The organism is Pseudidiomarina sp., from assembly GCF_033722695.1.
Lineage (GTDB): Bacteria > Pseudomonadota > Gammaproteobacteria > Enterobacterales > Alteromonadaceae > Pseudidiomarina.
Genome location: NZ_JAWVYM010000026.1, coordinates 1 through 22714, shown reverse-complemented (window position 1 = coordinate 22714; position 22714 = coordinate 1). Strand labels below are relative to the sequence as shown.

20 protein-coding genes are annotated in these 22714 nt (G+C 55.5%); 10 read left to right on the top strand and 10 right to left on the bottom strand.

What is annotated here, in order from left to right; all coding sequences use genetic code 11:
• Nucleotides 1-141 precede the first annotated feature (141 nt).
• On the top strand, nt 142-345 hold the full coding sequence (locus R3196_RS08955) for a hypothetical protein (RefSeq protein ID WP_318936434.1): 204 nt from the start codon (nt 142-144) through the stop codon (nt 343-345).
• 11 nt (nt 346-356) lie between these two features.
• Here the strand turns inward: R3196_RS08955 and R3196_RS08950 are convergent, their stop codons facing one another.
• Complete coding sequence (locus R3196_RS08950; protein ID WP_318936433.1) at nt 357-683, bottom strand: zinc ribbon domain-containing protein; 327 nt, start codon at nt 681-683, stop codon at nt 357-359.
• Between the two features lie 70 nt (nt 684-753).
• Entirely contained in the window at nt 754-1494 is a 741-nt protein-coding gene (locus tag R3196_RS08945) for a ferredoxin--NADP reductase (RefSeq protein ID WP_318936432.1), read from the bottom strand.
• 144 nt (nt 1495-1638) lie between these two features.
• On the opposite strand from R3196_RS08945, the gene R3196_RS08940 reads away from it, so the two are divergent.
• Nucleotides 1639-2349 carry a hypothetical protein gene (locus tag R3196_RS08940; RefSeq protein WP_318936431.1) on the top strand — a complete coding sequence of 237 codons (711 nt, stop codon included), beginning with the start codon at nt 1639-1641 and terminating at the stop codon, nt 2347-2349.
• On the opposite strand, the gene R3196_RS08935 is transcribed toward R3196_RS08940, so the two are convergent.
• Complete coding sequence (locus tag R3196_RS08935) at nt 2346-2588, bottom strand: accessory factor UbiK family protein (protein ID WP_318936430.1); 243 nt, start codon at nt 2586-2588, stop codon at nt 2346-2348. The two genes, R3196_RS08940 and R3196_RS08935, sit on opposite strands and share 4 nt — an antisense overlap.
• Before the next feature lie 102 nt (nt 2589-2690).
• Here R3196_RS08935 and rep point away from each other — a divergent pair, with 102 nt between their 5' ends.
• Nucleotides 2691-4703, top strand: a complete 2013-nt coding sequence (gene rep, locus R3196_RS08930) for a DNA helicase Rep (protein WP_318936435.1) — start codon at nt 2691-2693, stop codon at nt 4701-4703.
• 3 nt (nt 4704-4706) lie between these two features.
• Here the strand turns inward: rep and R3196_RS08925 are convergent, their stop codons facing one another.
• Together R3196_RS08925 and R3196_RS08920 are read right to left on the bottom strand one after the other, a co-directional pair.
• A complete protein-coding gene (locus R3196_RS08925; protein ID WP_318936429.1) occupies nt 4707-7307 on the bottom strand; it encodes a diguanylate cyclase domain-containing protein in 2601 nt (866 codons plus the stop codon).
• Nucleotides 7308-7473: 166 nt separating this feature from the next.
• Complete coding sequence (locus R3196_RS08920; protein WP_413242912.1) at nt 7474-7833, bottom strand: c-type cytochrome; 360 nt, start codon at nt 7831-7833, stop codon at nt 7474-7476.
• A 186-nt stretch (nt 7834-8019) separates the two neighbouring features.
• Here R3196_RS08920 and dinB point away from each other — a divergent pair, with 186 nt between their 5' ends.
• Entirely contained in the window at nt 8020-9105 is a 1086-nt protein-coding gene (gene dinB / locus R3196_RS08915) for a DNA polymerase IV (protein ID WP_318936427.1), read from the top strand.
• A 4-nt stretch (nt 9106-9109) separates the two neighbouring features.
• Here the strand turns inward: dinB and R3196_RS08910 are convergent, their stop codons facing one another.
• Nucleotides 9110-10138, bottom strand: coding sequence for a PepSY-associated TM helix domain-containing protein (locus R3196_RS08910; RefSeq protein ID WP_318936426.1), 1029 nt, complete (start codon nt 10136-10138; stop codon nt 9110-9112).
• A 2-nt stretch (nt 10139-10140) separates the two neighbouring features.
• The gene (locus R3196_RS08905) at nt 10141-12249 is read right to left on the bottom strand and encodes a TonB-dependent receptor (protein ID WP_318936425.1); all 2109 of its coding nucleotides are present in this window, start codon (nt 12247-12249) and stop codon (nt 10141-10143) included.
• 165 nt (nt 12250-12414) lie between these two features.
• Here R3196_RS08905 and R3196_RS08900 point away from each other — a divergent pair, with 165 nt between their 5' ends.
• The gene (locus R3196_RS08900; RefSeq protein WP_318936424.1) at nt 12415-13791 is read left to right on the top strand and encodes a Na+/H+ antiporter NhaC family protein; all 1377 of its coding nucleotides are present in this window, start codon (nt 12415-12417) and stop codon (nt 13789-13791) included.
• Between the two features lie 40 nt (nt 13792-13831).
• Nucleotides 13832-14938, top strand: coding sequence for an alanine racemase (gene alr / locus R3196_RS08895; protein ID WP_318936423.1), 1107 nt, complete (start codon nt 13832-13834; stop codon nt 14936-14938).
• A gap of 1 nt (nt 14939) precedes the next feature.
• On the opposite strand, the gene R3196_RS08890 is transcribed toward alr, so the two are convergent.
• The 3 genes from R3196_RS08890 to R3196_RS08880 are packed head-to-tail and all read right to left on the bottom strand — an operon-like array spanning nt 14940 to nt 17992.
• Nucleotides 14940-15443, bottom strand: a complete 504-nt coding sequence (locus tag R3196_RS08890; RefSeq protein ID WP_318936422.1) for a TIGR00645 family protein — start codon at nt 15441-15443, stop codon at nt 14940-14942.
• A gap of 32 nt (nt 15444-15475) precedes the next feature.
• Entirely contained in the window at nt 15476-15892 is a 417-nt protein-coding gene (locus R3196_RS08885) for a YqaA family protein (protein ID WP_318936421.1), read from the bottom strand.
• 6 nt (nt 15893-15898) lie between these two features.
• On the bottom strand, nt 15899-17992 hold the full coding sequence (locus tag R3196_RS08880; RefSeq protein ID WP_318936420.1) for a S9 family peptidase: 2094 nt from the start codon (nt 17990-17992) through the stop codon (nt 15899-15901).
• Between the two features lie 197 nt (nt 17993-18189).
• Between R3196_RS08880 and R3196_RS08875 the strand changes: the two genes are divergently transcribed.
• The 4 genes from R3196_RS08875 to cydB form a co-directional block, all read left to right on the top strand.
• The gene (locus R3196_RS08875; RefSeq protein WP_318936419.1) at nt 18190-19569 is read left to right on the top strand and encodes an amidohydrolase family protein; all 1380 of its coding nucleotides are present in this window, start codon (nt 18190-18192) and stop codon (nt 19567-19569) included.
• A gap of 3 nt (nt 19570-19572) precedes the next feature.
• Nucleotides 19573-20652, top strand: coding sequence for an alanine racemase (locus R3196_RS08870; RefSeq protein WP_318936418.1), 1080 nt, complete (start codon nt 19573-19575; stop codon nt 20650-20652).
• Nucleotides 20653-20776: 124 nt separating this feature from the next.
• Nucleotides 20777-22165 (top strand): cytochrome ubiquinol oxidase subunit I, encoded by a 1389-nt coding sequence (locus R3196_RS08865; RefSeq protein ID WP_318936417.1) that lies wholly within the window; start codon nt 20777-20779, stop codon nt 22163-22165.
• 3 nt (nt 22166-22168) lie between these two features.
• The coding region (gene cydB / locus R3196_RS08860; RefSeq protein ID WP_318936416.1) for a cytochrome d ubiquinol oxidase subunit II at nt 22169-22714 on the top strand (546 nt) is incomplete at its 3' end.

Sequence of the window (22714 nt, the reverse complement as noted above, 5' to 3'; positions counted from 1 at the left end):
GGTACACCGTTCTCGTTTTGTTTCAGAATCGCTAAGATCTGACTGTCTGTGTATCGTGATTTGCGCATAGAAAACTCCTTCGTTTTAGTTTAATGGAATTTTCTACTTATAACTGCTCCGATTTTTCGGGGGGATTACACAATGAGTTTCGACTCCTTTGAGCAATGGGCGAAGCGCATTGATGTTTCCTGGCCTGCCATCAGGATTCAGCTGCAGGACGTCATGGAAAGGGCAAGAACGCTGTGGCCGGCAATGTTGGATGAGTTACCTATGCTCGAAAACCATAAAGCTAAATTAAGAGCGCACTGGGGCAACCTGAAGCAAGATTTCAGAATCACTAGTTAAGCTGTCTGGCTTTAGTCAGCAGCACCCCAAATCCGGAACCGCGTGATGATGTACCACGCCAGGCCACCGATAAACATGACCAGAGCGATCACATTGAGTTCGCCGCGTTGCTCGTATTCTTCGCCGGTGAAATAGAACCAGGCCAGGCCAACAATGAGGGAAATGAGAGCAACCACACCTTGAATCTGCAGACTCTTCGGTGTGTCTTTGGTGGTGATGCCGGTGTCGCCGGGGTGGCTCGTTTCACCATGCTGGTCGCGCTTCACGTAGCCGCAGCCGGGACAGCTGAATTTATTATCCAGTACCTGATTTTCACACTTCGGACACTTCTCAACCATTGTCGAAATACCTGTTTTATTGATAGGGGTTTCAATACTCAGTATAGACAAAGGAACAAGAATTCGCGTACTACCAGTACTGCTCCACGGTCACGTTGCCGGGTTTGCGGCGCAGGTTCTTTTCCAGGCCTTTTTCGTTGAGCACTTCTTTGGCGTGGCGGATCATTTCGGGGTTGCCGCACAGCATCACCTGGGCGTTGGTATCCAGTTTGTCGCCGACGGCGGCTTCGAGTTCGCCGGATTCCATTAAGCCGGGGATACGACCGCGCAGGCCGCCCGGGTAGTCTTCGCGGCTTACGACCGGCTGATAGGTAAAGCTGCCCGGATGGTCGGCTACCCAGCCCTGAATCTGGTCCTGGTAGGTGAGATCCGCGGCGAAGCGAACGGCATGAATCAGATGCACACGCTTAAAGCGCTGCCAGGGGATGCTGGTGTGCAGCATGGACAGATAGGGCCCGATGCCGGTGCCGGTAGAGATCAGCCACAGGCTGTCGCCGTCCGGCACTTCGTTAAGGGTGAAAAATCCACTCGGTGGCTGGCTGACTTCAATGTGCTGGCCCGGCTTCAGATCATGCAGCAGTGGCGACAACTTGCCGCCTTCGACGCGGCTGACCAGAAAATCCAGCACTGGGTCTTCCGGGCTATTGACCAGCGAGTAGGCGCGCTGAATGCGTGCGCCTTCGTGCTGCAGTCCCAGACGCACGAACTGGCCGGCGATAAACTCAAATGGCTGCGCTTTCACCCGGATACTGAAAAGCTCCGCGTTCCAGGCGTAATTCTCGATAACTTCCCCGGTTAACCATTGTGCCATTGCGTATTGTCCTCCAGCGCGCCGCCGAATAACTGAATGTTCACCTATGGTAAGAACTTAGCGCCTGTTTTACCAGCCAATTTACGGGCCGGTTTAGTCGGTTATGTTATGCTATAGACAAAGTAGTAATTGGAGTTACCTTTTGTGAGTTATGCCGTGAGTTACCCCATTAAATACGTCCTGATTGGCGGCGCGATGGCGCTGCTTGCCCTTAGTGGCTGCAGCGAGCAGCAGCAGACAGAAGCCGCAGACACCGACGTGGTGCAGATAGATCCGATTGAATACAGTGATCCGCGGGTCTGTGACTTTGCCCGTGAACTGGCGGTGTTGGATGCTGAGCAGCCCGACCTGGCGCTGCTGCGCTATTTAAACGAGCAGTGGCGCGATCTGAAACGCACCGATGCTATGTCGTTAATTGAAGAGCGCGACAGCCGGGCGCTGCTGACGGATTTCAATTATCAGTTAGCTGAACAGAGCATCGAGTTACTGAAGCAGGTTGCGGCCATCACCACAGAAACCTGGGATCGTATTGAAGGCTTGCGGCGGTTTGCCAATGATCCGGATAACATGAAGGTACCTGATTCGATCATCCGTGATTTTGTGACTCAGCTTGAGGCATGCTGCCTGAGGCCACTGGAAGGTAATGCGGTGGCGCTGTTAAGTGAAGATAAAGAAAGTGTGCTGTACGCTATCGGCCGGCGCGCTTATTTTGTTGAACGGGATGTGAATCAGATACTGAACAATGACCGGGACCTGGCCGCCTACCGCGGCAAAATTGATTTGCTGGAAGCGCAGCTGCCGCCAGCGCCTGCGGTAGACGCAGACACCGACTGGGTTAGCTGCCCGGCAACTTAATCGTTCTGCTTGTGGTAAGCAGCGACCTGCTCTTCCAGTTGCTCAACGCGCTGGCGCAGACGCAGCAACAACTGTTGCTGCACATCCATCTCTTCGCGCGTTACCACATCCAGCTTGTTCAGCTGTTGTTGCAGGATTTGCTTGATGCGTTGTTCCATGCCGTCGGCAAAGTCTTTCACACCCGATGGGATGCTATCGTTGATCTGACGGGCGATATCTTCAATTTTTTTGGCGTCCATAACCACTCCTGTTTAACTGGGCCGAATTACCTTTAAGCTTAGCAGGAGTTTGCGGTAAAATCTGCCGCTCATTCAAGCGCACCGCTAACCAGCAGGATCATGATGCAGTTAAACCCCCGACAACAGGAAGCCGTACGTGCCATCGCCGGGCCGGTGCTGGTGCTTGCTGGTGCGGGAAGCGGTAAAACCCGGGTGATCACCGAGAAAATCGCCTACCTGATCACCAAATGTGACTATCAGGCGCGCCATATCGCGGCCGTCACCTTTACCAACAAAGCCGCCCGGGAGATGAAAGAGCGGGTGGGCAAGACGCTGGGCCGGCAATATACCCGCGGCCTGACGGTATCGACCTTTCACACCCTGGGCCTGAATATCATCCGCAAGGAAGTCACGCGGCTGAATATGAAGCCGGGTTTTTCGCTGTTTGATGATCAGGACAGCTTTGCCCTGCTCAAGGCGCTGACCGAAGACGAGCTCGATGGTGACAAGACCTTACTTAAGCAGTTGCAGCACCAGATCAGTAACTGGAAAAATGCCATGCTGCAGCCGGATCAGGCGCTGGCGCGGGCCACCCTGCCCGACGAGCAGTTGTTCGCGGAGTTTTACCGGCGCTACCAGCAGAATATGCGCGCCTGCAACGCGCTGGATTTTGATGACCTGATCCTGCTACCGACGCTGCTGCTAAGCCAGAACCAGGAAGCACGCGAGCGCTGGCAGAAGAAGTTCCGCTACCTGCTGGTAGATGAGTATCAGGATACCAATACCAGTCAGTATCAGCTGGTGAAGCTGCTGGTGGGTGAGCGCGGCCGCTTTACCGTGGTTGGCGACGATGACCAGTCGATCTATTCCTGGCGCGGTGCCCAGCCGCAGAACCTGGCGCTGTTACAGAAAGACTTCCCTAACCTGCAGGTGATCAAGCTTGAGCAGAACTACCGCTCGCACGGGCGGATCCTCAAAGCCGCTAACATCCTGATTGAAAACAACCCGCACGTGTTTGAGAAAAAGCTGTTCTCGGAGATGGAATACGGTGTGCCGCTGCGGGTGATCTACGGCCGCAACGAAGAACATGAAGCCGACCGCGTGGTGGCGGAAATTGTGCGGCGGCGGTTTCTGGAACGCACACCCTACAGCCAGTTCGCGCTGCTATACCGGGGCAATCATCAGGCCCGGGTATTTGAAAAGGCCATGCTGACCAACCGTATTCCGTATCGCATTACCGGCGGCCAGAGCTTCTTTGCCCGGGCTGAGGTGAAAGACATCATGGCTTACCTGCGACTGCTTGTGAACCCCACCGACGACACCGCGCTCATCCGCATTATTAATATCCCGAAGCGGGGTATTGGTCCTGGCACCGTGGAGCGTATCGGTGATCTCGCCAATGAGCTGCATATCAGTCTGCTCGAAGCGGCCCAGCATCAGGCGCTGAAAACCCGTATGGGCAGCCGCGAATATCAGTCGGTACAATATTTTACCCATCTGATCACTCAGACCGCGCGCCGCTGCGATCATCGCGAAGAGGCACCTTCAGCGCTCTATGATTTGATCCGCACGATTGGCTACGAAGAGTGGCTGTATGAAAGCAGCCCCAGCGTCAGCGCGGCCGAGATGCGCTACAAAAATATCAACGAGCTGATCCGCTGGGTTACCGAAATGCTTAAAGGCGATGACGACCATGAGCCGTTGGATCTCGAGCAGGCGGTGGCCAAGCTGTGTCTGCGCGATATGCTGTCGCGCAACGAAGAAGACGAGCAAGGCGACCAGGTGCAACTGATGACCCTGCATGCCTCGAAAGGCCTGGAGTTCCCCCACGTGTTTATGGTGGGCATGGAAGAAGGCCTGCTGCCCCACCAGTCGAGCGTGGACGACAACATGGTCGAAGAAGAGCGCCGGCTGGCTTATGTGGGCATTACCCGCGCACAGCAGTCACTGACCTTTACCATGGCCCGTGAGCGCCGCCAATATGGTGATGTGGTTAAGCCGGAGCCCAGCCGCTTTTTATACGAGTTGCCGGTGGATGATCTGGAATGGGAAGATCAGAAAGTAGTCACGGAAGAAAGCAAAGCTGCTGAGCGCGAAAGCGGCATGGCGATGTTGCGCAACGCGCTGAAAAAGTAGCTATCAGGCGTAGTTAGCGTCCGACTTTAGCGAAGTCGGTTGTGAAGAAGTTTGTGGCTTTACCCGCTCGGGTTCTCCAAATAATAATCCCTGCGCGATTTTTACGCCGGCACTGAGCAGCGCATCGCATTGGGTCTGGGAGTCGACACCGGCTGCCGCCAGCTCGATATTGAGTTCAGCGCAAAGGTTGACCACATTACGCACTGTTGTTTGCGCTCGCTTACTGGAAGCCACGTCAGCCACGAACCGCGGGGCAAGCTTCACATGAGTAAAGGGATAGTTCAGGATATAGTGCAGGGCACCGGTGCTGCGACCAAAATCGCTCAGCGCCAGTCCTACGCCGGCCTCGGCTAAATGCCTCAGGCACGTGAGCTGGCGTTTTGAGCTGTCACTGAGTTCCATTTCACTGAATTCGAGTACCAGCTGCTCTGGTGCCACACCCGAATCCCGGATAATCGCCAGCAAGACTTTAATGTCAGCCAGTTTAAACAGGTGCTTGGTCGATACACTGACATAAACCTGCTTGCCGGGCTTCTCTTTTACCAGCTCGCAGCAACGCGACAGCATCCATTGATCAACGGCCATGATCATGCCGGCCTTTTCAGCGATATTGAGCAGGTGTTCAGTGGGTAGCAGAGTGCCATCCAGCTGCCAGCGCACCTGAATTTCACGGGCCTGCGCCTTGCCACTCCGCATCTCTACCAAAGCCTCTTCCTGAAGGATAAAATCTTCATTGAAATCGGCGTGCCGTAACTCGGTTTCACGGGTCAGCGAGGCGACCAACTCGTTATGAATGCTTTCATCAAATACCACAAAGCGGCCGCGACCCATGCCTTTGGCCTGATACATCGCGGCATCAGCGTCGCGCAGCAAGCGCTCGGCGGAGTCGTTACGGGCTTTACACTCGGCAATACCAACACTGGCACCGGAGTAGTGTTCATTTGCGCCGAAGACAAAAGGCTGACGCATTTTCTCAATGATGCGCGAAGCAATTTCCTTGGCATCGTCGACATGTCGGATCAGATTTAGCAGGATAACAAATTCATCGCCACCTAAGCGGGCCACGGTGTCATTGTCGCGCACGCACTCGCCGATGCGGCGGCTGGCTTCCTGCAGGAACTCATCACCGGTGGAATGCCCAAGGGTATCGTTGATATCTTTAAAGCGATCGAGATCGACGAATAATACCGCAAAGTTATGATTCGGATAGCGTTTCTTTTGCTTCAGCGCCTGTTGCAGACGCTCCGTGAACATGGCGCGATTGGGTAGTCCGGTCAGGGTGTCGTGATGGGCATCATAGAAAAGTTTTTCTTCGATTTTCTTACGCCGCTCGATTTCGCTGACCAGTTCTTCGGTGCGCTCGGCCACTTTTTTCTCAAGGTAGGTGTTCACCCGCCGGATTTCATCGGCGTTGCGGCGCCGCTCAATGGCCACGGCCACGTGCTGGGATACAAAGTTCAGGAGTTCAAGGTCGTCCTGCTTATAGGACACATCATCGCTGTAGGTTTGTACCGAAAGCACGCCGATCACTTCATCTTCAACAATCAGCGGTGAGCCCAGCCATTGCTTCGGGCGGGTACCATAATATTTGGTGCGCGAATCGCCGTTGCCCCGGCTCATGACTTTTTTGTATTCATCTTCGTCAATGAATACCGGCTTTTTCAGCTTGATGACATGTTCCGTCATGCCATGACCTAATGGCCGAGAGGCGCGCAGTTTTGTGTCGCGCTCATCCACATAATAAGCAAAGTGGATATTTTTCTTCTCATCGTCCAACAGCGCAACAAAGAAGTTATCGTTGTTCATCAGTTGGCCAATGTGGGCATGCAGGTGTTTGAAGAAGCTATCCATGCTATCGGAGGTATTGGTCAACTCCGAAATGGCATACAGCACGGCGGAGACTTTCTCAGCCCGTTTGCGTTCAACAATTTGTAGCTCGAGGTCGCGGTTAATATCGCGCAGGTTTGCGGTTTGCCGGTTGATCTCCGCCTGCAGGAATTCGCGCTGGCGGATCCGCTCCAGGGCGTTGACGATGTGCTGCGAAACGAACATTAACAGTTCTTTATCGGCGGTACTGTAAAACACGTTTTCGGTATAGCTCTGGACCACCATGGCACCGATGGTGCGCCCGCCGGACTGCAGCGGCACCCCTAACCAGTCAACAGGTGGCGCGCCTAAGTCGCGGATCTCGCCCTGCGCAACCAGCGCGTCAAAATCCTCTTCGGTGTACAGGAATGGCCGCCCGGTGCGCATCACATAGCCGGTAATACCGCGGCGCAGCGTGTCAGCAGGAAACTGTTCCAGGGACGGCATATCATCATATTCATCCACGAAGTAAACAAACTTCACCGTATCGTCGTTTTCGTCATACAGACAGATGAAGAAATTCCTCGCCATCATCAGTTCGCCGATAATGGCATGGACAGACGAGTAAAACTCCGACATATCCCGCACAAAAGAGGCGAGTTCTGATATTCGGAATAAAGCTTTCTGGACAACTTCGGACTGGCGGTACTTGAGGGTCAGCTTCTTCAGGCGCACAACAGCCTTGCGCAGACGCGCAACTTCTCTTAATCGTGACTGTTCTGTTTCCGATTTGAGCATTATTGTTATTTTTCGTTATTGGCGAATTTATTTTTTTACTGTTTTATAACGATCCATGGCCGAGTATATCCTCACCCGTTCGGTGTGAAAAGGCTTTGCGGCTAAAAAAAAACGCACAAAAAAAAGCCGCTGCTGCGGCTTTTTTTACCGTAACTGAATTTTCAGATTAAATATCTGAAACCATGTAGTCAATTGCGGCCTGGATCTCTTCTTTGCTACAGTCACCGCAGGTACCTTTTGCCGGCATCGCGTTATAACCTTCCCAGGCATGCTGAAATACTGTCTCCATGCCCTGCGCCAGACGCGGTTCCCAGTCTTCAGCGTTATTGATACGCGGTGCGTTCAGTACCCCGGGGGTATGACAAGCTGCGCAAAATTTATCATAAACTTGTTGGCCTGAACGTGGGCCGGCAGCCGCTGTTTGCGAGCCGGAGCCTGATTGCGCACTATCACCGGCTAAACGGACTTTGCCGATGGGCGCGATGCGTTCCTTAATGGCGCTCTCGTCATCTTGTTGTGGCATCATCACGGCGCCGGCGCTTCCAACTACAAAAGCCAGTGCGAATGCAATTAAACGACCCGATTTTACAACCTGTACTCGATTCACTTGAAACTCCTGATATGAGCTGATGAGCTTGCGCGCTCCAATAGTTGTTGCGATTATAGCCGTATTCCAGCCAAGGATAAACACTTCCGTTTTGTGTAGTCAATTATGTCTTTAACCATCCCTGATTTAATACGTAAATTTGCGCTTTTGGATCTCGATGCCTTTTTTGCCAGCGCCGAAGTCTTGCGTGATCCAAGCCTGCAGCACCGGCCGTTTGCGGTCGGCGGTGGTGGCGAGCGGGGGGTGGTGGCGACGGCCAATTACCTGGCGCGAGAATTCGGCGTGCGCAGCGCGATGCCGGGTAGTCATGCCCGCCGGCTGTGCCCTCATCTGCATTTCGTGACCCCGGATCACGCTTATTACCGGCAGCTTTCGCGACAGGTGCTGGCTATCCTAAAAGAAGTCACCGACCAGGTTGAGCCGGCATCGATTGATGAGTTCTATCTGGATCTGTCTGCCAACACACAGTTTCAGGGCAGCGCCAGCCTGACCATGGAAGCCATTCGCGCGCGCTTGCGCGACGAGTTGCGCCTGACCGCCTCGGCCGGTATCTCAAATCAGAAAATGGTGGCGAAAATCGCCAGTGAAGAGCGCAAGCCCGACGGTCAGTTTGTGGTGGCGCCGGATCAGGTCGTGCCTTATATCGGCCAGCTGACGCTCAAACGCATCCCCGGCGTTGGCCCGAAAAGCCTGGAGCGCCTGAACCAGGCGGGCTTTTATCTGGGCCGCGATGTTCAGGCGGCCGAGATTGCCGCACTGCAGAGTATTCTGGGGGACAAAGCCGGCTGGTTGCTGTATCAGCGTTGTCAGGGCATCGACCCGCGTTCGATTGTTACCGAGCGCGTGCGCAAAAGTGTCGGCGTAGAGGAAACCCTGCGCACCGATTTGTTTCAGTTGCGCCAGATCGATCTCTTTGTGAATGATGTGCTGCTACCGCAATTGCTGCGCCGCCTTGGCACTTCGCGCTGGCAGGACACCCATATCAAAACCCAGACCGTGAAGCTGAAGTTTACCGATTTTCAGCAGACTACGGTGTCGCGTACCGGTTCGAAAGCGTCGCCGAGCATATTTTATCAGCTGCTGCGCGAAGCCTGGGATCGCCGTGACGGCCGCGGTGTACGCCTGATTGGGCTGAGCGTGGCGTTGCCGGATCCGGATGATCAGCTACAACTTGAACTGGAACTCGAATAACCGGCTAGGCCATTTTCCTGCGCCGCTGCCGCCACACCCAGAACCACACGCCGCTAACCGGCAACACAATCAGCGCAATCCCGCCTGCTACCAATACCGTCAGTAAACTCACTCCGCCAATCGCCGATACATGCAGCGGATAAACCATCTGCGCCAGCTGCGCACCGTAAGCCTGGTTGCGAATATCCTGCCAGCTCACCAGCGCCCTGGTTACCGGGTCAAACTGCATATAACTGCGGCCGTTGGGATGCCATTCGTCGTCATATTTTAGACGGATGCGGGCTCGGTCCAGATACACCAGTCGGGCATCCATTTCCGGGAACAGCTGCTCAGCCACCCGCAGACGTGCCGGCCAGTCAGTCGCGGCCGGTGCGGTATCCGGCATACTGGTTACCTGCTGTTGCTGCGGGAATAGCCGGGTCAGCGTATCCGATACCACCGCCGAGTACATGATCGCGGTGCCCGTTATCAGCAGAATAAGAATGGGAATAAGCAGCACCACCCCAGTCACCCGGTGCAACTGCCATAAGGTGGCGCGGAAATTTTTCTGCCAGGGCCAGGCCCAGCGAATGGTGAATAAGCGGCGGCTCCAGGTTTGCGGCCACCACTTCACTAACCCCGCCACCACGAGCAATAAACTGGCCAGGCCCAGATAACCCTGAATGTCCTTGCCGAGCTCGTCCAGCAGCAGGTGATGATGAAACTCAACAAACCAGGATATCCAGTCACCCATGTGCTCGCGCGAAAGTATGTGCTTACCTTCGGCGTTAAAATACTGGTGGGTGCCGCTGGCATCGACGACTTCTATCCAGGGCTTGTCCGCCCGGGGCAGAAACGCATGACCGGTATCGAAGCGATCAAATACCCGCGCAGCGTCCTGCTGATCAGGGATATCCGTCAGCTTCAGCTGCGGGTATTTGAGTTGCAGTAATTCCGTCTTATAAAAAAGCAAAGTGCCCGTAAGTGATACGAGCACCAGCCAAAGGCTCAGCGCTAAGCCGAGCCATCGATGGAGTTGACCCCAACCCGGCATGATCAGAACGCGTACTGCCAGTTCAGGCTCACTGTACGACCACGACCAGCGTAGTTGGTGCTATCCGAACCAGCCGTCTGGGCGTAGTACGTGAAGTAGAACTCGTCGGTCAGGTTCTCGACGCCAACCGAGAAGATACCGTAATCACGGGTTTCTGCCTGAACCTGCAGATCCAGCGTCTGGTAGCCATCAAAGTTATTAATGGCCGCCGCGCCGTCATAGATGTTGCGGTCGAACAGTTTGTTCCACTGCAGGCGGCTGCTGATCATCGGGCTCCACTGCTGGCTCCAGTGCAGGTTCAGACGCTCAGGCGCGATATTACGGCCGCCCAGTTCTGTATCAACCTGCTGATCGCCATCGCTGTCATATTCACCGCTGGTTTTGGCATAGCTCATACCCACACTGGTGTCGTTGGTCAGCGCGTAGTTGGCTGACAGCTCGTAGCCGTCGATTTCAGTGCGCTCACGTTGTACTGAGAAGAAGCCGTCGGCATCCGCCTGTAAGCGCGTGCCAAAATCCGAATCCGAGCGGAAGTAGCTCAGACTGGCGTCAAAGGCGCTGTCACGGTATTCGATACCGATTTCGTTGTTGTCGGCGATAACCGGACGCAGATCCAGGAAGCTATCGACGCTCAGACCCGGCGTGTTGATACCGCGCAGTACCCGGCCCACATCCGGCATGCTGAAGCCTTCAGAGAAGCTGGCGAAACCACGCAGCGTGTCGGTGAATTCATAAACGATACCTATGCTCGCCAGCAGTTCGTTAAATGATGGATCGCCGCCTTCTACCAGAACGCTGCCGTAGCTGTGCAGGGTGGTGAAGTCCTCCACTTCCAGCCGGCCATATTCATAACGCACACCGCCGCTTAGGGTCAGACCCTGATGCTGATAGCGCAGCTGTGCAAATGGTGCCCAGTTGTGGAAGCTGGTTTCCGGAACCCATTTGCGGCCGGTTTGCGCCAGCTCCTGGAAGGTGCGGTCTCGCAGGTAGTCAAAGCCAGCACTGACATCAATCGGGCTGTCCGCTACTTTGCTCCAGTTCATGGTCAGCCGTGAACCCAGCTTGTTCGAATCGTTACGCGACTGATCAAAAATATTGGTGCCGTAGGCCGGATCCTGGAAGGTCGCGAAAGTGCCGCCGCCATATAAGGCAGAGAAGTCCTGACTGAACAGTTGCCAGTTCAGATCGGCACCCGCGATGTTCGCGTGGCGGTAGGTCAAGGTGGCGGTAGTGACTTGGTTCTCGGCCGGATCGCCTTCTGAAGGCTGCTCGACCGCGCGGGTCGCAATACCCATGTCGCGGTCGCCAGGCACGCGCGAATAATCGCCGTTACCCTGCAGGTTGAAATGATTGACCATCAGCTCAAGGTGCTGATCGGCCGCCAGCTGGTAGCCAACTTTGGTGAACAGGTCGTAGCTTTCCGAGTCCATGACATCGCCCTGGGTGACGTCCACGCCAATCAGGTCGCCGTTGCCATCAACGTACATACCGGTGCTGCGCACGTGACCACCGGCCACCACCTCCCAGTTGCCTTCCGCGGTGCGGAACAGGTAACCGGTACGGTATGACAAGCCTTCGCTGGTCTCACTGGTTGGCGCGCTTACGCCGGCGACCACTTCATGGGTGCTGCCAGTGCTGGCAGACTTGGTAACCAGGTTGATGATACCGCCGCTGGCACCCATGCCCTGAATCGCGCTGGCACCGTGGATAATTTCCACCCGCTCGATCATCAGCGGGTCGATGGTGTAGCTGGCACGGGCGCCGTTACGCAGCGGGTTCGATTGCGGCACGCCGTCTATCAGGTACAGTGGCTCGCGACCACGCAGGGTTTCACCCGAGCTGGTCAGTTTCTGCCGTGACGGCGAGAATGCCGGCACCAGGTTACCTAGTAAATCCGACAGTGAATCGGCTACTGCCAGTTGCTTACGCAGCTCTTCGCCATCAATAACGGTGACAGTGGCCGGAATAGCACTTTCCGGCTGGCTGGTACGGCTGGCGGTGATGGTGATGCGCTCAGCGACTGCGGAGTCGTTTTCCTGGGCGCTTTCCTGGGCAAAGACAGGAGCAGCTAATAACGAAGCAATGGTGAGACTGATGATAGACTTGTTCATAAAACCCTTATAATCAGTGAGCTGGAAATTATTTGCGCTAATGATAATGATTCGCATTTAAGAAGCAAGCGCCGGATGAAAAATTTATGCTTTATTGAATAATTCCGATGCGGGCGGCAATATGGCGGCTGGAGATTCTTAATTTTTCACTTATAAGGCGTATTTATGGGTTGGCTGTCGATTCTGCCACCACTGGTTGCCATTATCGTCGTATTCTGGCGCAAAGAAGTTATCGTCGCCCTGTTACTGGCGATTTTCACTTCAGAGATCCTGCTGACAGTTGCCGGCGACGCGCCCGGGTACTTTGCCGCCATCGCGACCATTGAACGCATTGTCAGTGTGTTTGAATCGCCCGGAAACACCCGCATCCTCATCTTCAGTCTGCTGGTGGGTGCCCTGCTTGCTTATATCCGTGAATCCGGCGGTGTTGCCGCGTTGGTCGAATCGCTGCTAAAGCGCGGCTACGGCACCACTAAGCGCAGCGCCAGCCTGATGACGGTATTTACCGGTATTTTCGTATTTATTGAATCTAATCTGAGTGTGCTGACCGCCGGTATTCTCTCGCGCGGCCTGTTTGAAAAGCTCGGCATGAGTCGGGCGCGGCTGGCCTATCTGATCGACAGTACCAGTGCCCCCATTTGTATCCTGATCCTGCTCAACGGCTGGGGCGCTTACGTGCTGGGCATGCTTGAGCAACACGAGGAACTGCCCGGTACGTCGGTGGGGATTCTGATTGGCACCATTCCGCTTAACTTTTATGCCCTGGTGACACTGGCCGGTGTGTTCTACACCGCCATCTCGACCCGGGTGCACGGTCCGATGCGGGCAGTCGAGGCGCAGCCCCAGCCGACTCAGGATCTACCGGCCGAGGTACCCACCAACAGCAAAGCCCGCTATATGCTGGTGCCGCTAATGGTGATGGTGTTTGGTATGGTCGGCTTTATGATTGGTACCGGCGGCGGCGATATTACCCAGGGCGACGGTGCTAAGTCGGTGCTTTATGCCACCACCCTCGCCTGTGTGGTTGCCTACCTGATGCTGCTGATCAGCCGTCGCAACACCCATCAGCAACTGGTATCCATGGGCTTTAAGGGCATGGGTGAACTGCTGCCGCTGGTGACTATCGTATTGCTGTCGCTGGCGTTGGGCAGTAGCCTGCGCGAACTGGGTACCGGGCTGTTCTTGGCTGGCCTGGTCGGCGAATTCTTGCCGCTGGTGCTCATTGCCCCTATGTTATTTCTGGCCGGTGCACTCATTTCATTCACGACCGGCACCTCGTGGGGGACCTTTGCGATTCTCATCCCCATTGCCGCTCCACTGATTATTGCGCTGGATTTGCCGGCGCCACTGCTACTGGCCGCGGTGCTGGGTGGCGGTGTATTTGGCGACCACTGCTCGCCAATATCCGATACCACCGCGGTATCATCACTGGCATCAGGCTGTGATTTATTAGAACATGTACGCACCCAGCTGCCCTATGCACTGACCGCAGGTGGTATTACCCTGCTGCTGTACTTGCTGGCTGGCTTCATCATGCTCTGATTTTCGGCAACTAATTCTCTGTAAACTGGATTTTTGATCTATGGCTAATGGTCTACATTTTCGTACCACCCGCGCTGAAATTAATCGCGCCGCCCTGCAACACAATGCTGGCATCATCCGTGATCTGGCCGGTGAAGCGAGCGTGCTGGGCGTAATCAAAGCCGATGCCTACGGGCATGGCATGGTAAGCGCCGCGCAGGCGATTGCCGGCGAGGTTGATGCCTTTGCCGTAGCCTTCCTCGATGAAGCCTTAGTGTTACGCAGCGCCGGCTTTACCCAGCCGATTGTGTTGCTGGAAGGCTGCTTTTCTGCCGCCGAACTGCCGATTTGTGCGCACCATAACCTGCAGCCGGTCGTGCACGAGCAGAGTCAGCTGGACGCTATACTCACCTCCCGTCTGATTCATCCGCTGGCGGTGTGGCTGAAGGTGGATACCGGTATGCACCGCCTCGGCTGGGCACCGGATCAGGTGCGCCGGGTTTATAAAGAGCTAAATGCCAGCTCGCAGGTGGGCTCTGTGACGCTGATGTCGCACTATGCCAATTCCGGCGACAGCGAGCACCCTGTTACTCAGCAACAAGAAAAGCAGTTTTATGACCTGAAAGCAGAGACCAGGCTCACGGATCAACTGAGCCTGGCTAACTCCGCGGCCTTAGTGAGCGCCAGCCGCGACTATGAGCAATTTGATCGGCATTGGGTTCGCACCGGCATTACCCTTTACGGCATCAGCCCGAACCCTGAGCAACCGGTCAGCGCTGAACTTAAGCCCGTGATGCGCCTGGTGGCGCCGGTAATCGCGCTGCGCGATATCGCGGCCGGGGATTGTGTTGGTTACGGCAGCCGCTGGAAGGCCGAGCGCGACAGTCGTATTGCCACCCTGGCGATTGGCTACGCGGATGGCTACCCGCGCCATTGTTCCAGCGGTACACCCGTGCTCTTAAACGGCCAGCAGGTGCCCATAGCCGGCACGGTATCGATGGATATGATTACGGTGGATGTGACCGATCTGGAAAAGGTACAGGTAGGTGATGAAGCCGAGCTGTGGGGGCCTGAACTCTCTGTTCACGAAATTGCCCGCCACGCCGGCACCATCAGTTATGAGCTGGTCACCCGCGTCTCAGCGCGGGTGCCGCGGGTCGAAATTTAAATCAGAGGTTATCGCCCGGCTTGCGGGTGATTTTATCCAGGTAACCCATCGCAAAAGCAGAACCGACAAAGGTCAGGTGGATAATCACATACCACTTAATCTTCTCAGGCTCGATATTTGCAGCGTTCATAAACACTTTCAGCAAATGAATCGATGAAATCGCGACAATTGAGGCGGCTACCTTGCTCTTGAGCCCGCCCGAATCAATCTTACCCAGCCACGACAGCTTTTCAGTATTGCCGGTAATATTCAGCGCCGAAACGAAGTTTTCATAACCGCTTAGCATTACCATCACCAGCAGGCCGCCAACCAGGGCGATATCAATCAGGGTCAGGGTCAGCAGGATCAGATCCACTTCCGGCATCGCCAGGATATTCGGAAAAGCGTGGAATAATTCCTGAAAGAATTTTATGCCCAGCATCAGTACCGCCAGGCTCAGGCCTAAATAAATCGGCGCCAACAACCAGCGCAGGCTGTACATCAGGTTTTCGAGTGCGCGTTCCATGAGTTACCTCAGCAATAATTTAGAGCAGCAAGTTAAAACAACTGCATGATACCAAGTAAGATAGCGTAGCGGCCAGCCTTACTGATAAATACCAGGATCAAGAACTGCCAGAAACTTAAGCGCAGCATGCCGGCTATGAACGTCAGCGCATCACCGATAAAAGGTGCCCAGGCCATCAGCAATGACCATTTACCGAAGCGTTCAAACCAGCGGTGCCCGCGCGCCAGACTAGCGGGTTTGAAGGGGAACCAGCGGTGATCCTGGTACTGCACCAGATACCGGCCCAGCACATAATTCACCACCGATCCCAGGGTATTACCGATCGACGCCAGCCACCAGATGACCCATACGTCGTAGCCCAGTCGCTGGGCCGCCACCACTACAAACTCAGACTGAGCAGGTAGTACAGTGGCAGCCAGAAACGACGTCAGAAATACACTGAGGTACATCGGCGCTTAGTCTTTCCGGTAGCGCTTAAACCAGGCCAGAGTATGTTCAATTTTGGCAATCATATGCGATGGCCGCGCGGTAACAGAGTGCGAAGCTTCGGGCACCCGAACCATAGCGGTATCGACCTTGCGCAGCTGCAGCGCCTGATAAAACTGCTCAATTTCAGACATAGGTACCCGGCGGTCCTGCTCGCCACTGAATAATAAAGTCGGCGTATTCACGTTACCTACCAGAGATAACGGCGAACGCTCCCAGTAATGCTCATAATCTTCCCACGGCATGGCCGGAAACTGATTGGTGATCTGGCCGATGGAACTGTCTGCCGTAAGCGTTTTGCTGACCCAGTTGATTACCGGGTTGGTGGCTGCCGCGGCGCGGAAACGATCGGTCAGGCCAACCGCGAAGGCCGTGGCAATACCGCCGGCCGAACCGCCAGCAATAAACAGGTTGTCCGCATCGGCGATGCCTTTTTCAATCAGCGCGTCTAAGCCCGACATATGGTCAGCGAAGTCTCGCTCCGATGAGTAATAGCCATCCAGCAATAGTGCAAAGTCCTTGCCGTACGATACGCTGCCGCGATAATTGTTGTAGAACACCACATAGCCTTCGGCGGCATAACGCTGATGCTCAGCGGCGAACGACGGGCCATACGCCAGATGCGGTCCGCCATGAATTTCAACCATAGTCGGGTAGGTTTTGGCCGGATCATAATCGGGCGGCAGAATGTACCAACCATGGATCTCGGTACCATCGAAACTTGATTTATAAGTAATTTCTTTAACTTCTCCCAGCTTGCGTTGCCCCAGCACATCGGCGTTCAGTGCGGTATGGATCTGCTTCGCTTCGCGTTTTTTCATGCGGGTAGCATAAGTGGCCACATCAGCCGGTCGGTGCGAGGTGCTCTGGGTATACGCCAGCACGCCGGTTTGCGCTGAGACAGAGAACGAGCCACTGAGATAAGGACGGCTGATGTACACACCACCCACATCGTCGACATAATCCGTGCGCTGGTTATTCATGGTTACGCTGGCCAGTTTATACCGGCCGCGGTCCGAATACTGAAAAGCGATCGCGTCGTCGCTCAACCACTGGGGGCTTTCGACTGAGCGATCAAAATCCTGGAGTAAAGCCGTGCGCGGTTGTTGCTGCCAGTTCAGCACATGCAGCTTGCTGTTGTGGTAGGGCTCCGGGTCGTTGGAGCGATGCAGAAACGCCATCTTGCTGTGATCCGGCGACATCACCGGCGAAAACTCCTCGCCCGGCATGCTGGTCAGCTGCGTCATTTCGCCGGTCTGCACGTTCAGGTGCCAGAGATCGCTTTCATTAACCTGATACTCCCAGGCGTCGTTGCGGTTGGCCGAAAGGATCAGCGACTGGCTGTTGCCACGCCAGGCCAGCGGTCCGCTGTGATCAAAGGCGCCTTCGGTCAGCTGGCGGGCGGTGCCACCCTCCGCCGGCACCACAAATACATGACGATATTGCGAGGGCATCACACCCTGGCCGTCGCGCTGATAATAAGTGCGTTCAATAACCAGTGGTTTTGGTCCCCACTCTGCTTTATCAGGGCGCTTCGGCTGTGTGACGGACTTGGCATAGTCGGTTTGGGGTGCCGGCTGGTTCATGATAAAAGCGATTTGCTCGCCGTCGGGCGACCAGCTCAGATTACCCGGGCTCTGGCGTACGTCAGTCACCTGCGCCAGTTGCTGCTCGGCCAGCCAGTAGACAAAGATCTGATTACTGCCCTGCCGGTTTGAGGTAAACGCCAGTCTCGAGCTATCGGGCGACCAACTCAGGTTGCCATAGCTGAACTGATCGGCGAACAGCGGCGTATGCTTGCCGGTTGCCAAATCAATCAGCCACAGGCTGCGGGTGCTCTTGTCTTTCATCACGTCGAAGCCGGTGCGTACATAAACAATATGTTTGCCGTTGGGGGAGATCTCGACCTGGCCCGCATGTTCAAGATTAAAGATATCTTCCGGCTGGAAGGTCTTCTTCCCCGCGGCGGCCTGGGTCACCTGGTCCACCTGTGCGAGCGTCAGACCCGGCGCGAGCGCCGCGGTCAGTAAGACACCTGAAACAACTGCAGTTACTTTATTCATTAGCTGGTTCCATTCGTTATTAACTAATTAGGGATTGTTTGCTGCCTCTACCTAAACAAACCCGGCCGGCTGATGCAATGCATATCCGACCAACCCGGGGGGATTACCGATAAACAGTAGCTGGTTATGTTGATTAATTAGGGTATGCTAAATTCAGTAAAAATGACAAAAACTGCCCTGCTTCGAGGAGACAGACTATGCCCCGCCTTACCTTCGGACTCATTTTATCCAGCGCGCTAATGCTAGCCGCCTGCTCGCCCCAGCCGCCTGAGGGCCCAGCCCTGATTGAAGCAGACCAGGCCGTGGTCAATACCTCTGTGATTGACTTTGAAGGCCGCAAAGCGGTGGTCAGGGAGCAGCAGACGGTACTGATTAAAGGCGACCGCATCGTGCATGTGGGCCCTACCGGTGAAACCGTTGTGGATGATGACGCGCTGGTTATTGAGGGCGACGGCCGCTATCTGCTGGCCGGGCTCACCGAAATGCATGGCCATGTGCCGCCGGCCTCCAGCTTCGGCGAATTACCAGAGCGCTACCTGGATGACGTTCTGTTTTTGTACGTGGCAAATGGCGTGACCACAGTACGTGGCATGCTGGGTTACCCCCATCAGTTGCTGCTGAAAGACGACATCGCCAGCGGCCAGCGCATCGGCCCGACCCTTTATCTGGCTGGGCCCAGCTTCAGCGGCAATTCCGTCGAGTCGGTAGAGCAAGCCACCCAGCGCGTAATTGAGCAGCGCGACCAGGGCTGGGATTTACTGAAAATCCATCCGGGTCTGACCCTTGAGGAATATCTGGCGCTGACCAGCACCGCAACGGCGGCGGATATGGAATTTGCCGGTCACGTACCTTCGGCTGTTGGTCTGGAAGTTGCGTTAAAAGCCGGCCAGCGCACCATTGATCATCTTGATGGCTACCTGGAGCATGTTGATGCCCTGACCCGCCCCATCACCGAAGAGGAATTACTGGAGCTGGTGCAGCTCACTATTCGCTATGAGGCTGGCGTGGTGCCAACACAGGCGCTGTGGGCAACACTTATCGGAGCATCACCTGCTGAGCGATTGCGTACCTATCCTGAGCTTAATTTTGTGCCGCGTGCGGTGCGTAAAAACTGGCTGGACTTCCTTCGCAACCCAACCACCAGTTATTTTAATCCAACCACTGCCGCTGTTCAGCAAGAAAACCGACAGCGCTTACTGAAAGCGTTACAGAATAGTGGCGCCGAGATCCTGTTTGGCACCGACGCACCACAACTGTTCAGCGTACCCGGGTTTTCAATTCATCGTGAAATCGACATGATGGCGGCGGCTGGGTTAACGCCGGCCGCGATTTTGTACAGCGCGACCGTGGCAACGGGTGATTATTTCGCTGCGCAGGATCGCTTTGGCCGCATCAGTGCCGGTCATCGCGCCGACTTTATCCTGTTACCCGGCAACCCGCTTGAAGATGCCGACGTGCTCCGTGACCTGGAAGGCGTAATGATTCGCGGCGTCTGGCTGGACCGGGCCACCATTGATATACGGCTGGCGGAAATTCAGGCCGCTTACACCGCGACTTCAGCAGAAGGAGTACTCTGAGCCATGAGCTGGAACTGGTACCAAATTGAAGGCCCGACCGTTATCGTTGATAAGGCCAAAGCGGTGCGCAATATTGAGCGTATGCAGGCCAAAGCAAAGTCCGCCGAAGTCCGGCTGCGGCCACACTTTAAAACCCATCAGTCCGACGAAATAGGCAGTTGGTTCCGTGCTACTGGAGCTAAGCATATCGCGGTATCTTCAGTGCCTATGGCGCAGCAATTCGCCGCTGCGGGCTGGAACGACATCCTCATCGCTATCCCACTTAATCCACGCCAGCTCAGCTCATATAACCAGCTAGCTATCGAGGTGCGGCTGGGGCTCACAGTTGAGCACACCGATGCGCTTGAAGCTATCAGTGAGCTGACCACCCAGGTGGATCTCTATATTGAAATTGACGCTGGCTACGGCCGCACCGGTATTCTCTGGACCGAGCACGTGCGCATTGATGATTTGCTCCATGAAGCCCGACAGTTACCGCAGGTGCGCCAGCTTGGTCTGCTGCTGCATGCCGGTAACAGCTACAACCGCGACGGCGATGACGAAATAGCACAGATCCACGAGCAAAGCCTGGGGCGCTTAAGCGATCTGGTGTCGCGACTAACGATACCCCGCGAAGAGCTGCTGATTTCCGTTGGTGATACGCCTACCTGCAGCCGCATGGACAGCTTTCCCGGTGCCGATGAAATTCGTCCCGGCAATTATGTTTTTTACGATTTGATGCAGCAGCAAATTGGCGCCTGCGACTGGCAGGATATCGCGCTGGCCGTCGCCTGCCCGGTTATCGCGCGCTATCCCGAGCGTGGCGAAGTAGTGGTACATGGCGGCGCGGTGCATTTCAGCAAAGACCGCGTGACCATCAATGGTACGGACTATTTTGGTCAGGTGATGCAGCTCACGCCTGAAGGCTGGGGCGAGCCTGTTGCAGGTGCCCTGCTCCATGGGCTGTCGCAGGAACACGGCAAGGTAAAGGTCCCGGATGAGATGCTCAGCAGACTGGAACTTGGTGACCTGCTGGTGATTGTACCCGCGCATTCGTGCCTGGTGATGGATGCATCAAAAGGCCAGTGTCAGATCATTGAATAATGGCACTGCCATACTTTTATTCATGCGACCCATACTATTAATCCAGCGAATAATTAGCCAGTTACCATGATCTTTTCGGGATAGGGCGTATACTCCATAGCAAGTAATCGCTTAGGAACACGACATGTTTGAATCGTTCGATGCCTTGACGTTAGCGCGGTTTCAGTTTGCCTTTACCGTGGCTTTTCACATCATTTTCCCTGCCTTTACTATAGGCCTGGCGAGCTACCTGGCGGTGCTCGAAGGGCTTTACCTGAAAACCCGCAATCCGGTTTACCAGAAACTATTCCGCTATTGGGTGAAGATCTTTGCCGTGGCCTTCGGTATGGGCGTGGTATCGGGCATCGTCATGAGTTATCAGTTCGGCACCAACTGGTCGGTATTTTCGGATCGCGCCGGCCCGGTTATCGGCCCGCTGATGGGCTACGAAGTTCTGACCGCCTTCTTCCTTGAAGCGGGTTTTCTGGGTGTGATGCTGTTTGGCATGAACAAAGTTGGCGAACGCCTGCACTTTTTCGCGACCCTGATGGTCGCCATTGGCACCGCCATCTCCGCCTTCTGGATCCTCTCCGCCAATAGCTGGATGCAAACGCCGACCGGGTTCGGCATGAACGATGTCGGCCAGTTTATCGTGACCGACTGGTGGGCGGTGATCTTTAATCCGTCATTCCCCTATCGCCTCGCCCATATGCTGCTCGCCGCCTACCTGACCACCGCCTTCGTGGTTGGCGGCGTGGCCGCCTGGCATTTGCTGAAAGATAAGAGCAACGCGGCAGCCCGGAAAATGTTCTCCATGGCCATGTGGATGGCACTACTGGTCGCGCCCCTGCAGGTGCTGGTTGGCGACTTACACGGGCTGAACACCCAGGAGCATCAGCCGGCTAAGGTTGCTGCTATGGAAGGCCACTTCGAAACCCAGACCCAGGCACCGCTGTACCTGTTTGGCCTGCCCCAGCAAGATACCGCGGAGGTGAAGTACGGACTCGCTATTCCAGGGCTGGGTAGCCTGATTCTTAAGCATGACATCAATGCCGAAGTCACTGGCCTCGACGCTTTCCCCCGTGACGAATGGCCGCCGGTAGCCATCGTCTTCTGGGCCTTTCGCATTATGGTGGGCATCGGCGTGCTGATGCTGGTCATCGGCATCTGGTCGGGCGTACAGCGCTGGCGCGGCAAACTTTATGACAGTCCGCTGCTGCATCGTGTGGCCGTACTTGGGGCGCCCATGGGCTTTGTCGCAGTCATCGCCGGCTGGGTGGTCACTGAAGTCGGTCGCCAGCCCTGGGTGGTTTACGGCCTGATGCGCACCGCCGATGCCGCCTCACCCATCGCCCGCGAAGGCGTTGCGGGCAGCTTGCTGGCCTTTATCGTCGTTTACTTCCTGGTATTTGGCGCCGGCACCTTCTACATCCTGCGCAAAATGGCCGGCAATCCGGACAAAGTAACGATCCCTGATTATGCGAAAAAACAGCACGCTATGGCCGCTGAACGCATGTACCACGAGGAGGACTAAGCGATGGATTATGCACTGATTTGGGCCATTCTGATCGCCGTCGCGGTATTCGCATACGTCGCGCTGGACGGCTTTGACCTTGGCGTGGCCATGCTCTTCCCCTGGTTTAAGCGTGAAGATCACCGCGACGTAATGATGAACACAGTCGCACCGGTGTGGGACGGCAACGAGACCTGGCTGGTGCTGGGCGGCGGCGGCTTGCTGGCGGTATTCCCGCTCGCCTTCGCGGTACTGATGCCGGCTTTATATATGCCGGTTATAGCCATGTTGCTGGGGCTTATTTTCCGCGGCGTAGCCTTTGAGTACCGCTTTAAAACCAAGCGCGGCAAGCCCATCTGGGACCTTTCGTTTATGATCGGTTCGTTGGTGGCGGCGCTGAGCCAGGGCATCATGCTGGGCGCTATGCTGCAGGGCATCAAAGTGGTGGACCGCTCGTATGGCGGCGGCTGGTTTGACTGGCTCACGCCCTTCTCCCTGTTCTGCGGTATCGCGGTGGTGATTGGTTATATGTTGCTGGGTTCCACCTGGCTGGTGATGAAAACCCGCGGC